Raw genomic sequence first — 14,444 nt, 5'->3', positions numbered from 1 at the left:
ATCATGACCGCGACTGCGATCTCCGAAATCTGGTACACACGCTGCCCGGTGCCGACGCCTGTCGGGCTCGCCGCACAGCTCGGGCTTCTCGACGAGACCTTTCGCAAGGAGGGGATTGAATTGAAGTCGATCATCGATTCGCCCAATCGCGACATCCGCCAGAGCCATTTCAACCACACGCTCGACTGGTCGTTCCGCCACGGCGGCAACGTGCCGCCGATCCGCGCGCGGTCCGAAGGGCGCAAGACGCGTCTCGTCGGCATCACCTGGACCGACGAATTCCAGGCAATCATCGCCCTGCCCGGTTCCGGCATCAGGACAATCCAGGACCTGAAAGGCCGTCGCTTCGGCATCGCCCGGCGCCCCGAGGGAATCGTCGACTTCATGCGAGCGACGGCGTTGAAGGGACTGGTCTCGGCGCTCTCGCTCGAGGGCCTTGGCTATGGCGACGTCGAGATCGTCGACATAGCGCTGGCCGACAGCGTGCTCGACAGCCAGGAAGGACCGTCGCTGTTCGGCCTCAAGCGCAAACAGGCCTATGGCGAGGAAGCCGCAGCCCTGATCCGCGGCGAGGTCGACGCCATCTATGTCAAGGGCACGGCCGGCATCAATGTCGCCAATCTGATCGGCGCCATCCAGGTCGTGGAATTCGGCTTCCACCCCGACCCGAACATCCGCATCAATTCCGGTTCGCCGCGCGTGCTGACCGTCGATGAACTGCTGGCGGAACAACGCCCCGATCTGGTCGCGCGACTGATCGAGACCATCCTGCGCGCCAGTGCCTGGGCCGAGGCGCATCCGGAAGAGACGCAGCGCTTTGTTGCCCGCGAAGCCGGGGCCACCGAGGAACAGGTGCTGGCCGCCAATGGCCCGGATGTCCATAAGCATCTCGGCCTCGGACTGCAGCCTGAGCTCGTCGCAGCGGTTTCCCACTACAAGAATTTCCTGCGCGACTGGGGCTTCCTCGCCGGCGATTTCGACGTCGAGCACTGGGTCGATCGCCGGCCGCTCGATCTGGTGAACATTCGGGCCGCCGCCTGAGAGAAAGCCAACGTCATGATGTCGACAATTGCCGAGTTTCCGCAACTCCTCGAGAAAGTGGCCGGCCTCGCCGACGACTTCGCGCTGACCGCCGCGCATCACGACGCGACCGGGGAATTCCCATTCGCCAATTTTGACCGGCTTCACCAGGCGGGGCTGCTAGGCCTGGTCACGGCGCGCGAACATGGCGGCTTCGGTGGCGGGCTGACGGAAGCACAGGCGGTGATCGCCGAGATTGGCCGTGGCGAGCCGTCGACGGCGCTGGTGCTGGCCATGCACTACAACAGCCAGTATGCGATGCGGAAATCCGGAAAATGGCCGCGCCATCTGGTTCAGCGGATTGTCGAGGCAGGCCGTCTTGGCCCTGCTTTGATCAACGCCGCCCAGGCCGAGCCGCGGATTGGCTCGCCCGCCCATGGCAAGCCGCCCGAAACCATTGCCCGGCGCGACGGCAATGTCTGGCGGATATCCGGCCACAAGAACTACGTCACCGGCATTCCTATTCTGAAATGGGTGAACTTGCTGGCGCTGACCGACGAGCCGCAGCCGCGCCTGGCTTCATTCCTGGTGCCGACCGTTGCGCCTGGATTGCGTGTCGAAAAGACATGGAACGCCGCCGGCATGCGGGCGACGGCCAGCGACGACATCATTCTGGATAATGTTGCGGTTCCTGCCGAAGACATCACCGAGGCGCAGCCGGCATCCGAGCCGCTGAGGCGCGAGGAAGGCGCGACGGCGTTCTTCTTTTCGCTGATCGGCGCTGTCTACCACGGTGCCGCCCGTGCTGCCCGTGACCGGCTTGTCTCCTTTGTCAGCACGCACGCGCCGGCAAGTCTTGGTGCGCCGCTGTCGACCGTGCCGCACATCCAGGCAGGGCTGGGCGACATAGAGGTTCGGCTTGCGAGCAGCGCGCGGCTGCTGCGTTCGCTCGCCGAAGATGTCGACGCCCGCCGGCCTGTGGGCACCGACGGCATGACGGTCAGGCATGTCGTCATCGACAATGCCGTTGCCGTCACCTCGCTGGCGCTGGAGCTTGCCGGCAATCCAGGCCTTAACAGAGATTTCCAGCTTGAGCGCCACCACCGTGATGCGCTGACCGCCCGTTCCCACGCACCGCAGAACCACATGATCCGCACGATCGCCGCCAAGGCGACGCTCAGCCGCCATACCGCCCGGCAGTTGGCCGAGACACCGGCTATTGCCGCTGGCAAGCCCAGGCTCGTGGCGGTCGGTTGAGCGCCATGACAACAGAACATGTCGAAGTCGCCATTATCGGCGGAGGCCCCGGCGGCCTGACACTGGCGCAAGGCCTGAAGAAGAACAGCATCAGTGTCGCGGTCTTCGAGAAGGACCGCGCCCGCACCGACTATGTCCAGGGTTTTCGTCTGCGCATCCGCCAGCGCGGCATCGATTCGCTGATCGCCAATTTACCGCCGGAACTCTACGACGCTTTTGTCGCCACGCTCGGCCAGGCGCCGGATCGCAACATCCTGCTCGACGAGAATTTCAACATCCTGGGGCGAGGATGCCTGGGCGGCGGCAACGCGCCGGGCGAGGCCGACGACACGCATATCGAAAAATCGGTAAGCCGTATCACGCTGCGCCAGGTGCTGTTGTCCGGCCTCGACGGCATCGTGCGCTACGGCAAGGTCTTCTCCCGCTACGACGAGCAGCCGGATGGTTCGGTCGTAGCGCATTTCGAGGATGGCTCGACAATCCATGCCGATGTGCTGGTCGGTGCCGACGGCGCCCGCTCGCGCGTGCGCCAGCAACTGGCGCCGCATGCCAGGAGCTTCGACACCGGCGTCAGGCGGCTGGCCGGCAAGATGACGCTGCATGCCGCAGCCCTTCACCAGATCTCGCCGCTGCTACTCGACTATAATGCCGGCGTCAGGCCAACCGAAGGTCATGGGCTTATGGTCACCAGCCACAGGGTCAATGTCGACGCCTTCCGAAAGCATGGACTGATCGGGCTGGACGACGCCACCCACAAGGATTTTTCCGGTTTCCATTTCAACAACACCACCAGCTATGTCTGGTGGAACACCGCCTATGAAAAGAACGAACTTGCCACGGACGACGCGCTGGCAAAGCTCTCCGGTTCAGAACTGATCGACCTGCTGATCTCGAAGATCGCCCACTGGAACCCGGAAATCCTCAACCTCATCCGCTACACCGACCCATCGACGGTGGCGCTGCTTCATGTCCACAGCTCCGAACCTGTCGATCCCTGGCCGACGAAACCGGTGACGCTGCTTGGCGATGCCATCCACGCCATGACCTATTTTCGCGCGCTTGGCGGCAACACCGCGATCTACGACGCCGGGCTGCTGGTGCCAGAGCTGGTGGCCGCCAAACGCGGCGACAAGCCGCTTCTCCAGGCGCTGTCGGAGTATGAGGCCAAGATGCTGGAACACGGCGCCAAAGCCGTGCGGTCTTCGCTGACGGCGATGCAGAAGAACGTGCTGGCGGGCCGTCGCCGCCAATCGGAAGCCGCCGAATAGTGGCCCCCGAAAAAATCGCCTGACAGTGCTCCTGCCCTACGCCGCTTCCACCAGGCTGGTCGACTGGAAGTCATACAAGAGGATCGCGATCTCGAAGCCGCGCCGCTGCAGCCAATGCGCCGTCGTCGCCGCGCGGACACCGAGCAGATCGTCGATCAGCACGACGCGGGCGCCGCGCACGGCGATGGTGCGATAGGCGACACCGAGCAACTGCCCGCCCTCAGACGCGATCGACCCCGGAATATGCGCTTCGGCGAACTCGTCGGGCGTGCGCACGTCAAGCAGGTAGGTCGTCCGCTTTTCGTCCTTCGCCCAGTTCGCGGCCGTGGCCGCATTGATGCGGGGAAAGCTGTCGCCTTCGGCAAGCTTTGCGATGTGCTCCCCGGCGAAACGCTTGGCATCCTCGCTTGCCGGACCATAGATTGCGGTCTTGCCGGTTTCGAGTGCAAGACCGGCCTCGCGCCATGCCCTGGTGCCGTCGTGCAGATAGGCGACCCGGTTGGGCACGCCGGCATCGATCAGTGTCTGCGCCCCGATGATGGCGCGCGGCAGGCCGGCGCAGGAGACGACAACCTGCGTCTCCGGTGACGGCACCAGGTCGGCGAAGCGCAGCACCAGCTCGGCGCCCGGCACGCTGATGGCGCCCGGCACATGGTCCTTTTCGAACTCCGCCACCGTGCGGCTGTCGAGCACCACCACGTCGGCGCCTCGGCCTCTGAGCACCGCGAGCTCTTCAACGCTGACGACCGGGGTTCCCTTCTCGTCGCGGATCGCCAGCGAAAAATCGACGCCCGGCGTATCGAAGGTCGGCAGGTCTTCAACGCCGCTTTGCGTCCATTCCGGAATTCCACCGTTCAGCGAAAACAGCTGGGTACGGCCATACCCCACCAGTCGTTCGACAAGTTGCTCGGCAACGCCGCTGCCGTCGTCCGCCAGCACGGTGCGCACCGATTTGCGCGGGATGAAGCGGTCGATCTCGGCCTCGACCTGAGCCGCGGGCAGGTTGGTGGCGAACAGCGGCGATGCGTTTCCGACAGTCGCGCTGTCGCGAATGTCTAGTACCGCCAGTTCTTCGCCATCCGCCAGCCATTGGCGAAACATTTTCGAATCGATCGTCCTGTCGCTCATGATGCTTTCCTCTCTTGCTGTTCAGCGGCGCCACGGATCGGACGCGCAAGGCCGAGGTTCTCGCGCAACGTCCCGCCTTCGTAAGCAGTCCGGAACAGACGCCGCCGCTGCAGCTCCGGAATGACGAGGTCGACAAAATCGGTGAGGCCCGTCGGCAGGATCGGCGGCATGACGTTGAAGCCGTCCGCCGCGCCACCGGCGAACCACTCCTCCATCATGTCGGCCACATCCTTTGGCGTGCCGACGATCTGGAAATGGCCGCGCGCGCCGGCAACGGCGAGATACAATTGGCGGATGGTCAGGTTCCGGCTCGCGGCCAATTCGGAAACGACTTTCAGGCGGCTCTTCACAGAATCGGAACTGCCGAGTTCGGGCAACGGCCCATCGAGTGGGTGGCTGGAAAGATCGATGCCGCCGAGCAGTCCGGAAACCAGGGCGACGCCGACCACCGGATCGACCAGCCGCTGGATCGCGTCGAACTTGTCCTCGGCTTCCGCGCGCGTCGGCGCGACGACCGGGAAGACGCCGGGCATGATCTTCAAAGAATCGGCAGAGCGACCAAAGGAGCCCAACCGGCCTTTCAGCTCGCTGTAAAAACCTCGGGCCGATTCGATGGTCGGATGGGCGGTGAAAACCACCTCCGCCGTCTGCGCCGCCAGCTGCTGGCCGGCATCGGAAGAGCCGGCCTGAACGATGACGGGATGGCCCTGCGGCGGGCGGGCGACGTTGAGCGGCCCTTTGACGCGGAAATGCCGGCCGACATGGTCCGGGGCGTGGATGCCGCGCCGGTCGATGGCGATTCCCGAAGCCTTGTCGGCGACGAAGGCATCGTCGTCCCAGCTGTCCCAAAGCTTCTGCGCGACAGCGACGAATTCCTCGGCGCGGGCGTAACGGTCGGCATGAACGGGATGCTGGTCGAGGCTGAAATTCGCCGCCGCCGGCGCATCGGCTGAGGTGACGACATTCCAGCCTGTCCTGCCGCCGCTGAGATGATCGATCGAAGCGAACAGCCGCGCCAAGTGGAACGGCTCCCAATAGGTGGTCGAGGCGGTCGCAACGAGCCCGATCCCTTGCGTGATGGTCGAGAGCGCCGACAAAAGCGTCAGCGGCTCGAAATGCACGACATGGCCGGTGCGCTCGAAGGTCTCGATCGGCTGCTCGCCATTGCGCGCGCTGAGGCTGTCGGCCAGAAACACCATGTCGAACAGGCCACGCTCGGCAGTGCGCGCGGCGTCCGCATAGTGCTGAAAGCTCAGGCCCGGATTGGCAGGCACATCGGGATGGCGCCAGGCAGCGACATGATGGCCCGGTCCGCGAACAAAGGCTCCAAGCCTTATCTTTCGATTTTCAGTCATCAGCGGTTCTCGGGCTGGTCGCAAAGGGCGTTCCTATCTAGCGCCTGCCAAACCCGCTGAGTGAAAGAATGCCTTTCGCCAGCTGGCAATTATTGTTTTTTGACATCGGGTTACGGGAAAGCACGATGATCGTTGTCGGGGCGATGGGCTGGAGCCACGACCACCGGCGTCGCAAAGGTTCTTGATGCTTCATACCCCTTCCTCCCCGCTACGCTCGATCCCTCGTTCAATCATCATCGTTGGCGGCGGCTTTGCCGGCGCGGTTACCGCGATCAAGCTGCTCGACCGTTCAACTGAGCCGCTGGCAATCACCATCATCGAGCGCCGGGCCGAGCTCGGTCGCGGCGTTGCCTATAGCACCGTCGATCCACAACACCTCGTCAACGGCGCGGCGCGCATCTTCTCGCTGCATCCGGACGATCCAGATCACCTCGTTCGCTGGCTTATGGCGAATGGGCCGGAGCACGGCTGGACACCGCCCGAGGATGTCCCGGACTCAAGCCCGCCGCGCTGGCTGTTCGGCAGCTATGTCCAGTCGGAACTGACGAGAGCGATCAGAGAAGCAGATCCGCGTTCTTCGCTGCGCCACATCAAGGCATCCGCCGTCGACATGCTGACGGGTCCGTCCGGGGTATGCGTCGGCACCAGCGATAGCCAGCAATTGCTGGCGGATGAGGCGGTACTGGCAACCGGGGTGTTCCAGAGCCAGCCGTCCACCACGGAAGCAGCCGTCGTCGGCGATCCCCGTTATGTCGCCAATCCCTGGGATTCGGCGGCGCTCGATCGGCTCGCCGGCAGCAAGGAACTGCTGCTGATCGGCTCCAGCCTCAGCATGGTCGACGTCGTCGCCAGCATGGAAGCGCGCGGCTTCAAGGGCGGTTATCGCGTCGTGTCGCGGCGCGGACAGATCGTCGAACCTCGGCGCAACGTGGAAGCGTGGCGCGATTTCCTCGCCGGGCGGCCGCTGCCGAAAACCACCAGGGCGCTTCTCGCACTGGTCAAGGCCGAACGCCGGGCCATCGAACCCACCGGCCTGGACTGGCAAGGGCTGCCGCTGACGATCCGGCCGTGGATCCTGGCCTTGTGGCAAGGCGCCACCGACAAGGAGCGCTTGAAGTTCGCACGCCATCTGCGCGCCTTCTGGGATGTCACCGCGCACCGCGCGGCGCCACCGAGCTTTGAGCGCGTGGCACTGGCGCGAAGCCAAGGCCGTTGGACGGGTCGAGCGGGACGGGTGCTGGCACTCCATCCGCAGGCAAACGGCATCATCGCTGAAATCCGCTGGCGTGATACCGGCGCGGTCGAACGGTTGCGCTTCGACGGCGTCGTCAACTGCCGCGGCCATCAGGAGCATGATTGGCGGCGGATCGCCGATCCATTCGTCCGCAGCCTGCTTGAGAACGGCATCGTCAGGCCCCATGCGACCGGCTTCGGCATCGACGCGACGCATGGCGGCCAAGTGATTGCCGGTAACGGCAAGACCCATGGCAATCTGTTCGCCATCGGCCATCCGCTGCGCGGCGTCGCCTGGGAATCGAGCTCGATCGGCGAACAACTGGCGCAGGCCATAGCCCTTGCCGGCCTTCTGGTCGGCGCCAGCCCAAGGCTGCGTGCTTTGGCCTGAAGTTACCAGCTTTGCGAAATGGAAGAAACGAAAACGGCCGCAGCTCTATGCGGCCCTTCTCTCATGATTGCCCGGCAGATTTAGGCGTTCGGGTCGAGATAGGCGTCGGCGAAATTCGCTGACAGGCCTTCGGCGCCAGGCGCGTAGTTCTTGACGGTTTTGCGGGCGATGATGATGGTCGGTGGCGCGATCAGATTGATGATCGGCAACTCGTCGGCGATGATCTCCTGGAACTTGAAGAAGAGCTGCTTGCGCTTGGCCTCGTCTAGCTCGACCGATGCGGCTTCCAGCAACCGGTCAACCTCCGGGTTCTCATAGTGCGCGCCGTTGGAGAACGGCAGCCCTTTCTTGATGTTCTTCGACCAGTAGAGCCGCTGTGCGCCGGCGCTCGGATCGAAGATGTTGCCGCAGGATTCCGTCGACAGGTCCCAAGTGCGGTCGGTGTAGATGGTTTTGACATAGGTGCCGAAGTCGAATTTTTCGATCTCGGCATCGATGCCGATCTTGGCCAATGCCTGCTTGAGGAAGTCGGCATAGCCCCACGGGTTGTAGGGATTGTTGGTGAGCCTGAGCTTGAAGCGTACGCCGTCAGCCCCACGCTTGAAACCGGCCTCGTCGAGCAGTTTTTCCGAGAGCGCCGTATCGAACGTCGCGGCCTTCACATCGGGATCGAAATACTTCTTGTTGACGACGCTGATCGGCGTCGGCGAGACTTGGCCATAGCCGTAAAACACGATTGCATTGATCGCGTCGAGGTCGATCGCGTGCGCGATTGCCTGACGGACCTTCTTCTCCTTCAGGATCGGGTTTTCGAGGTTGATGATCAGTTGGTGCAGCGGGCCGCTATAGGCGAAGACCGTGCTGTCGACGACGAATTGCGGCAGCGCCTTGAAACGCTCCAGGTCGGCGAAGGCCACCGGGTTCGGTCCGATGTCGACCTCGCCCGTTTCGAGCGCAGCAGCGCGCGCGCCCGGATCGGTGATGAAGCGGAAGATGATCCGGTCGAGATAGGGTTTAGGCGCATCCCAATAGGTCGGATTCTTTTCGACGAGGATGTGGCTGCCCTTTACCCATTCCTTCAGCACAAACGGCCCGCTGCCGATGATCTGCTCGAAGGACGGATCGTCGGCCGGCTTCAGCTTCTCGTAAATGTGTTTGGGCACGACAGGCGATTCCGTCGCGGCCAGCCCCGAGATCAGGGCGGCGGACGGCTTCGACAATTTGATCTTCACGATATACGGGTCCGACGTGTCGATGTCGGTGACGTTCTGGAAGGTGATGCGACCGCGCGGATGCGCTTCGCGCAGCCGGGAGATAGAAAAGGCGACGTCCTCGGAGGTCAAATCATGGCCATCGCTGAACTTCACCCCCTGGCGCAGCTTGAAGACGTATTCGAGCCCGTCGTCGCTGATCGACCATTCGGTGGCCAGTTGCGGTCGGGGATTGAGATCGTAGTCGTAGGCGAGCAGGCCGTCGAAAATCTTCGGACCGATGGTGGCCGGTCCGCCAGCGCTGGTGTTGATGGAAACGATCTGGTTAGGCTCGGGATAGTAGACGAAGTTGAGCGTGCCTCCGGCCACCGGCTTTGCGTCTTCTGCGAATGCCCCGGCGGGAAGTGCAGCACTCGCGCCGGCCAGCAGCAGGAACTGATTGAACAGGCGTCGGTTGATGGTCATGGTCGGTACTCCGAATTGGCGCGATTTATCTTTCATGGAGAAAAGTCGGGATCGTCGTTTTCACGCGCTGGTCCCAACCAGAGGGCTTGCAGAACGCTTAGGCGTTTGGCGCGAGCCATATCTGCGCGAAGCTGTTGTTGATCCCCTGAGCGCCGGGCGCAAAACCCCGGACCTTCTTGTTGGCGACGATCTGGGCGCCGGCGGCGACCAGATCGACCGACACCACGTCGTCATGGATGACGTGCTGGAATTTGTACCAGAGCTCGCGCCGCTTGGTCTCGTCGGGCTCGATTGCCGCGGATTCGAGGATCTGGTCGACCTCGGGGTTTGCGTAGTGGCTAGCGTTGGAGAAGACGAGGCCGATCTTGAAGTTCTTCGACCAGTAGGCGCGCTGGACGCCGAGCGTCGGATCGAAGGTGTTCGACAGCGACTCGACCACCAGGTCCCAGGCGCGGTCGGTGTAGACGGTCTTCAGGAACGTCGACAGGTCAAGCTTGAGGATCTCGGCATCGATGCCGACCGTCGCCAACGACTGCTTGATGAAATCGGCATAGGACGCCGGCAGGAACGCGTTGTAGGCAAGCCGGAGCTTGAAGCGCGTCCCATCGGCGCCACGCGGATAGCCGGCGTCGTCGAGCAGCCTCTCCGCCAGTTTGGTATCGGGTTCGCGCGCCTTGATGCTGGGGTCATACCATTTGGGCAGCGCCGTGCTGATCGGGCTCGGCGATACCTGCGCATAGCCGTAGAGCGCGATGTCGACCAGCTTCTGCACTCGATTGCGTGGGCGATGGCAAGGCGCACATCGCGCTTGGTCAGGATTTCGTTCTCGTAATTGAAGAACAATTGCTGCTGTGGGCCGGAATAGGCGTAGGTGTTGGTGTCGACGACCAGAGCGGGGTTTGCCTTCAGCCGTTCGATGTCGGCCAGCGGCACGGGATTGGCGCCGATATCGATCTCGCCGGTTTCAAGAGCCGCCGAACGCGCGGCCGGGTCGAGGATGACGTGCAGGACGATGCGGTCGAGGTAGGGCCGAGGCGCGTCCCAATAATCCGGATTGCGGTCGAAGATCAGATGGCTGCCGGGCACCCATTCCTTGAGAATGAAGGGACCGGTGCCGATCGTCTGTTCGAGCTTCGGCTGTTCCGCCGGCTTGAACGTTTCGTAGACGTGCTTCGGCACAATCGGTGATTCCGAGCTGCTCAGTGCCGTGATCAGATAGGGCGCCGGCTTTGAAAGCACGATGATGGCGGTGTGCGGATCGGGCGTCTCGACCGCGGTCACGTTTTGGTAGGTGATGCGGCCGCGCGGATGCGCCTCCTTCAGCCGGAAGATGGTGAAGGCAACGTCTTCCGACGTGAAGTCCTTGCCGTCATGCCATTTGACGCCCTCGCGCAGCTTGAAGGTGTAGCGCAGGCCGTCATCGCTGATCGACCACTCCGTCGCCAGCAGCGGTTTCGGGCTGAGGTCATAGGCGAAATCAAGCAGACCTTCATTCACCTTGGGACCGATCGCCTGGCCGGTGCCCGACGAGGTGTTGATGGCAATCAGCGACGTGGGGTCGGGATAGTAGGCCCAGTTGAGCGTGCCACCCTGAACCGGCGTTCCTTCGGCAGCGAAGGAAACCCCGGGCAATGCGAAGCTCGCACCGCCAAGCAACAGCAGCTGGTTGAAATGACGACGATTGACAGACATGGCCTTGAGCTCCGGAAAACGGCTACGATGGCATCCGGCGGCCGAACACACTCCGGCGCCTCGACGCGATGATCCCTGCCACGCCGCAAAACCGGAAGAATGATTTTCTATCGTCTGCCGAAAGCACTGCTTCGCACGACCGTTTCATTCCAGGATCTGGCAAAGCTGCTCGACGCCCAAATCAGCGCTCCGATCTTATTTCTACAAGAATTGTAGACATTACGATTTTTTAGATTTCCGTTCCCGCTGCCGCGACGCTGCGGCAAACGAAATTTTCCACCGGGCACTTTGGCGCAAAGCCCGCCCTCGTCGCGCCCGGCCTGAACGTGTTGAATGCGCTCCATGGTCGATCTCATTCGCGCAAAATCAAGGAAGCTGCGGCCGACGCTGGCGAGGCTTCCGCCGCTGACGTCGCTTCGAGCTTTTGTCGCAACCGCCCGCCACCTGAGCTTTACGCGGGCGGCCGAAGAACTCCATGTGACGCCTGCCGCCATCGGCCAGCAGATCCGCCTGCTCGAGGATCACCTCGGTCAACCGCTGTTCCATCGCAACCGTGGCGAGCTTCTGCTGACGTCGGCCGGCCAGGCGCTGATGCCCGGCCTCACCGAGGCTTTCGACGTCGTTGTCGAGTCGGTCGCGCGGATTTCCGGCGACGAGGAGGATGCGCCGATCAAAGTGTCGGTCGCGCCCTCCTTCGCCAGCAAATGGCTGATCCCGCGCCTCGACGCACTGCGCGACGCGGTACCCGGCCTAGAAGTGCTGGTCGACGCATCGACCAGGCTTGCCGATTTTGCCAGCGAAGACGTCGACTGCGTCATCCGCTACGGGTCGGGCGCCTATAGCGGCCTGCTGACGGAACGGCTGTTTTCGGAAGCGGTGCTGCCCGTCTGCAGCCCGGAATTTGCTCGCATGCACGGTCTCTATCGCGGGCCGGAGGGGCTGCGTGACGCACCGATCCTGCATGAGGACGGTCCGGAACGCGATCCAAGCTGCCCTGACTGGAAGGGCTGGCTGAGATCCAACGGCCTGTCCGGCCGCTTTGTCGAGGGCGGTATACGGCTTAGCCAATCGTCACTGGTGCTCGACGCAGCTGCTGCCGGCAAGGGCATCGGTCTCGGCAAATTCCGGCTGGCCGAGCCTGACCTCGCCGCGGGGCGTCTGGTCAGTCCATTCGGCTCACCGCAGCCGGTCGAGTTTTCCTATTATTTTGCGACGACGCCGCACAAGGCGAAGCTGGAGACGGTCGAGCGCTTTCATGGCTGGCTGAAGGCCGAGGCGCGCCAGCTCGGCGCTCTCGACGTCCCACCGCCGGCGGCGCTTCCGGCGCGCATCGCCATTATCGCGGCCGAATAGCCTCGCCGCGGTCTCGCGAGCAGGCGCGCGCCTATTTGAGCTTGAAGCCCAGCGCTTTGAGCACTTCGCCCAGGCGATCACGGCCTTTCAGCGCTGCTTTGCTGCCGATGCGGTTCGAAACCAACTCTGTCCAGTCCACCACAGGCATCGCCTGCTCCTGCTGGAATAATCGAAGCCTCTGGTTGTAGGCTGCAAGATCGTCCGGATCGGGCTCTGATCGATAGCGCTCGCGGTGCAGCACCGCAGCCTGCGGCAGTCTGGGCTTGATGTCAGTCGCAGCCAGGAGATCGGGATAGCCGACGGTCAGGCCGAACACCGCCACGGTTTCCGGCGGGAGGCCGAGTTCGCGCGCCACCTCCTGCGGATGATTGCGCATCGCGCCGATGTAGCAGGAGCCGAGCCCGAGCGCGTCGGTCGCCACCACGGCGTTCTGTGCGGCAAGTGCGGCGTCGATCACGGCCAGCAGAAAGCTCTCCTGATAATCGAGCCCCTCGCCCACCCGGCCGTTTGCCTCGGCAATGGCGCGCAGCCGCGACAGGTCGGCCAGCCAGACCAGCAGCAGCGGCGCCTGCTCGATATGGCGATTGATCGCCGCCAGTTCGGCAAGCCGCGCCTTGCGCGCCGGATCCTCGACTGCGATGACGCTCCACGCCTGGAGATTGGAAGAAGTCGGCGCCGACTGGGCGGCGGCGACGATCAGTTCCAGCGTCCCTTCGGGAAGAGGCTTGGCGAGATAATTGCGGACCGAGCGATGCGAAAGGATCGCCTCGAGGGCTTCGTTCCAGGTTCCGGTATGCGCGCTTTGCGGCGCTCGATAACGCCGCCGTAGCGCCGCTTCACCACGCAGGTCAGCGTCGGAAGGGCGGATGCTGAAGGCGGCCGGCTGTGACATCGTCTTCCCTACTGGCAATCTGGCTTATCCGGTGTTCTGACGACCCCAGGTCATTCAAGAAGCGCGGCTTAGGCCCCGTTGCGCAAAAGCGGAAGCAACTGATCGCCTTGCCGCTTGATCTCGGAAAGATACGGCGTGTCCGAGAGCACGAAATGCGTGATGCCCAGATCCCGGTATCTGCCGAGCGAGCGGGCGACGTCGGCGGCCGAGCCGACCAGCCAGGTGGTGCCAGCGCCGCCGCCGCCATATTTGCCCGGCGCAGTATAGAGATTGTCGTCCAGCACCTCGCCGCGCGCGTGCAGATCGAGCAGACGCTGCTGGCCCACCGCTACCGCCCGACCGTGATCGTTCCAGCCGGCTCCCTGGCCCTTGGCCATCTCGTCGACCTTCGCTTCTGCATCCGCCCAGGCCTGCCCAGCGGTGTCGCGGACCAGCGTGGTGACCCGCAACCCGAACTCCAGAGGCGGGAGGTCTCGGTCGAGTTCCCTGCTCAAGGCTTTGAGCCGCTCGATCCGCTCCCGGACGCCGTCGAGCGGCTCACCCCAAAAGAGCTGGACATCCGCCTCGCTGGCCGACACCCGCTCCGCCGCCTCCGACGCGCCGCCGAAGTAGAGCTTGGGATGGCGACGATCGCCACGGACATGGATGCGGGGCATCACGGTAGAGCCAGTGACCTGGAAGTGCTCGCCCGCAAAGGTCACGTTCTCTTCAGTCCAAAGTCTGCGAACCAGGCGCATGAACTCTCTGGTACGGGCATAGCGATGTATCTGGTCACCTTCGCTGTCGCCATAAGCAGCGAGGTTGTCCTTGCCTGACACTATGTTGATACGCACGCGACCGGCGGTCAGCTGGTCGAGCGTGGCTACGGCGGATGCGAAGTGCGCCGGCCGCCAGTACCCCGGGCGGATCGCGATGAGCGGCTCGAAGGAGGTGGTCCGCGCGGCGAGCGAGGCCGCGACAGTAAAAGTGTCGGGCCGACCCCAGCCGGTACCGATCAGCGCGCCCTTCCAGCCGTATTCCTCAAGCGCCTTCGCGTGGCTGGTCAGCGTCTCCAGGCTGTTGTGGTCCTCGACGGCCGGCTCGCCGCGGTGACCGGGATCGACCTGGTTCGGGATGTACCAAAGAAACTCGGTATCAGCGCTCATTGTCGGGCCTGTATTTTGGCCGGGCATGAGGTCA

General features: G+C 63.6%; 10 protein-coding genes and 1 pseudogene. 5 read left to right on the top strand and 6 right to left on the bottom strand.

The features are described 5' to 3' along the window. Positions 1 to 3: 3 nt before the first annotated feature. Genes NKH99_RS17895 through NKH99_RS17885 form a run of 3 tightly spaced genes read left to right on the top strand, consistent with a single transcriptional unit; the run spans position 4 to position 3,545 of the window. Positions 4 to 1,041, top strand: coding sequence for an ABC transporter substrate-binding protein (locus NKH99_RS17895; RefSeq protein ID WP_352616954.1), 1,038 nt, complete (start codon positions 4 to 6; stop codon positions 1,039 to 1,041). 18 nt (positions 1,042 to 1,059) lie between these two features. Beyond that, complete coding sequence (locus NKH99_RS17890) at positions 1,060 to 2,277, top strand: acyl-CoA dehydrogenase family protein (RefSeq protein ID WP_353014876.1); 1,218 nt, start codon at positions 1,060 to 1,062, stop codon at positions 2,275 to 2,277. Between the two features lie 5 nt (positions 2,278 to 2,282). Next, a complete protein-coding gene (locus tag NKH99_RS17885) occupies positions 2,283 to 3,545 on the top strand; it encodes an FAD-dependent oxidoreductase (RefSeq protein WP_353014848.1) in 1,263 nt (420 codons plus the stop codon). Positions 3,546 to 3,581: 36 nt separating this feature from the next. Here NKH99_RS17885 and NKH99_RS17880 read toward each other — a convergent pair whose 3' ends face one another. Together NKH99_RS17880 and NKH99_RS17875 are read right to left on the bottom strand one after the other, a co-directional pair. Further along, a complete protein-coding gene (locus NKH99_RS17880) occupies positions 3,582 to 4,673 on the bottom strand; it encodes a rhodanese-like domain-containing protein (protein ID WP_353014847.1) in 1,092 nt (363 codons plus the stop codon). After that, positions 4,670 to 6,028 carry an LLM class flavin-dependent oxidoreductase gene (locus NKH99_RS17875; RefSeq protein ID WP_353014844.1) on the bottom strand — a complete coding sequence of 453 codons (1,359 nt, stop codon included), beginning with the start codon at positions 6,026 to 6,028 and terminating at the stop codon, positions 4,670 to 4,672. The genes NKH99_RS17880 and NKH99_RS17875 overlap by 4 nt, the downstream gene beginning before the upstream one ends. A 184-nt stretch (positions 6,029 to 6,212) precedes the next feature. Between NKH99_RS17875 and NKH99_RS17870 the strand changes: the two genes are divergently transcribed. Next, the gene (locus NKH99_RS17870; protein ID WP_353014843.1) at positions 6,213 to 7,652 is read left to right on the top strand and encodes an FAD/NAD(P)-binding protein; all 1,440 of its coding nucleotides are present in this window, start codon (positions 6,213 to 6,215) and stop codon (positions 7,650 to 7,652) included. Between the two features lie 80 nt (positions 7,653 to 7,732). Here NKH99_RS17870 and NKH99_RS17865 read toward each other — a convergent pair whose 3' ends face one another. Together NKH99_RS17865 and NKH99_RS17860 are read right to left on the bottom strand one after the other, a co-directional pair. Further along, entirely contained in the window at positions 7,733 to 9,328 is a 1,596-nt protein-coding gene (locus NKH99_RS17865; RefSeq protein ID WP_353014842.1) for an ABC transporter substrate-binding protein, read from the bottom strand. Between the two features lie 97 nt (positions 9,329 to 9,425). Next, a pseudogene (locus NKH99_RS17860) lies at positions 9,426 to 11,020 on the bottom strand (ABC transporter substrate-binding protein). A gap of 342 nt (positions 11,021 to 11,362) precedes the next feature. Here NKH99_RS17860 and gcvA point away from each other — a divergent pair. Next, complete coding sequence (gene gcvA / locus NKH99_RS17855) at positions 11,363 to 12,373, top strand: transcriptional regulator GcvA (RefSeq protein WP_352471368.1); 1,011 nt, start codon at positions 11,363 to 11,365, stop codon at positions 12,371 to 12,373. A gap of 31 nt (positions 12,374 to 12,404) precedes the next feature. Here gcvA and NKH99_RS17850 read toward each other — a convergent pair whose 3' ends face one another. Further along, the gene (locus tag NKH99_RS17850; protein ID WP_352768032.1) at positions 12,405 to 13,265 is read right to left on the bottom strand and encodes an NADPH-dependent oxidoreductase; all 861 of its coding nucleotides are present in this window, start codon (positions 13,263 to 13,265) and stop codon (positions 12,405 to 12,407) included. Positions 13,266 to 13,333: 68 nt separating this feature from the next. Further along, complete coding sequence (locus tag NKH99_RS17845; protein ID WP_352768035.1) at positions 13,334 to 14,410, bottom strand: LLM class flavin-dependent oxidoreductase; 1,077 nt, start codon at positions 14,408 to 14,410, stop codon at positions 13,334 to 13,336. Positions 14,411 to 14,444: the final 34 nt, after the last annotated feature.

Source organism: Mesorhizobium sp. M0854, from assembly GCF_040319815.1.
Classification (GTDB): domain Bacteria; phylum Pseudomonadota; class Alphaproteobacteria; order Rhizobiales; family Rhizobiaceae; genus Mesorhizobium.
Note: the sequence above shows the minus strand (reverse complement) of the source record. Positions and strands in the feature narration are given on the sequence as shown.